The sequence below is a fragment of the Legionella gratiana genome (genome assembly GCF_001467695.1).
GTDB classification, from domain to species: domain Bacteria; phylum Pseudomonadota; class Gammaproteobacteria; order Legionellales; family Legionellaceae; genus Legionella; species Legionella gratiana.
In genome coordinates, this window is record NZ_LNYE01000018.1 from 1 (window position 1) to 1,226 (window position 1,226).

Consider the following 1,226-nt stretch of genomic DNA (forward strand, 5'->3'; position numbering starts at 1 on the left):
CATTTAAAAGAACATGATCGTCCTGAATCACATCAGGATTAGCCATGATTTGTTGGATAATACGTGCAGCGGCAATTTCATCTATATTGGGTTGTCTTCGTGCCTTACTGGAAGAGGATTGCAAAGCATCTTTAATCCCATCTATTTTTACTTGTTGACGGGCTTCTTTGATGGCACCTAGACATACTGAGGGGTTTTGCTCACATATTCTGGAAAAATCAGTTGCGGGACTTTCTTCTAATTGTGCATTATAACCAGGAAATTCTTCTTGTATTTCAGGAAGGTTGTAATATTCTTTTATAGTGACGAGCCGTTCGTTCTCTTTTATGGGATTTTCCGAATCTATAGTTCGAATGTCATTTATAGAATTTAGATCTTTACCTTTTTGTACCGCATATTTTTCACCATTGTAAGGATTTTCATAAGCTCCTCCTTCCTTAAATAACTTCTTAGCTTCCTCAGAAAGAATATTATTTTCCTCAATGGTATGTTGTTCTTTTATCGTTATAAAACGCTCATTATTCTTGAGCTGATAATTTGGCGCTACGCATCGTGCGTCATGCAACGATTGGGGAGTCTTATCTTTTTCTATAACGTACCTTCGATTAATCATATTTTCATAAGGCGCTTCTGCTCTGAGGTCATCTTTTGCTTGAGGATTAAATGCCGGGACAGCGGATCCGGTAGCCAAGAAAAATTGTCGATGTGTTCTGAGAACGACTTCAGCTCCCAGAGAGCCTACAGAACCTTTAAGTGTATTGTAGGCGCGTTCCAGTACTACTTCGGAAGGGGACTTGACTCTCATTAAGTCCACCATGTGGCCTTGATGGATTAAGATATGTGCTGGAGTGCCATCCCAATTCTTAGGTTTGTCTTTAACAATAGCCGCATAGCGATCTACTTCTTCTTGATCGGTGAATATTTTGCCAATGAGTTGATTATCTTCAACGTATTTTCTGAATGCCAGTTCACTTTTCTCATGATATTCCGCATAGAAATTTCTGGTACGATCTTCATTAAACCCAGAGCGTTCATCATCTCTTCCTACTACAAAGAAGGCTTGTGCGATCAGCGTTTTTTTGAGTTCTTCCGGAGTAACATCGGCCAACGTCCGACCATCTTGTGCTGTTTCTAGTATTTCACCTCTGAATTTTGCTTTACGTGCTTCTTCGACCATCACTTCAGCACAAGCCATGGTACGTACCGTATGAGCAAGGCCATGAGTT

General features: G+C 40.2%; 1 protein-coding gene. It reads right to left on the bottom strand.

The genetic code is table 11. From position 1 onward, the window contains the following. Positions 1-1,226: SidE phosphodiesterase domain-containing protein (locus Lgra_RS04820; RefSeq protein ID WP_157068257.1), on the bottom strand; the 1,226-nt coding region annotated here is incomplete at both ends.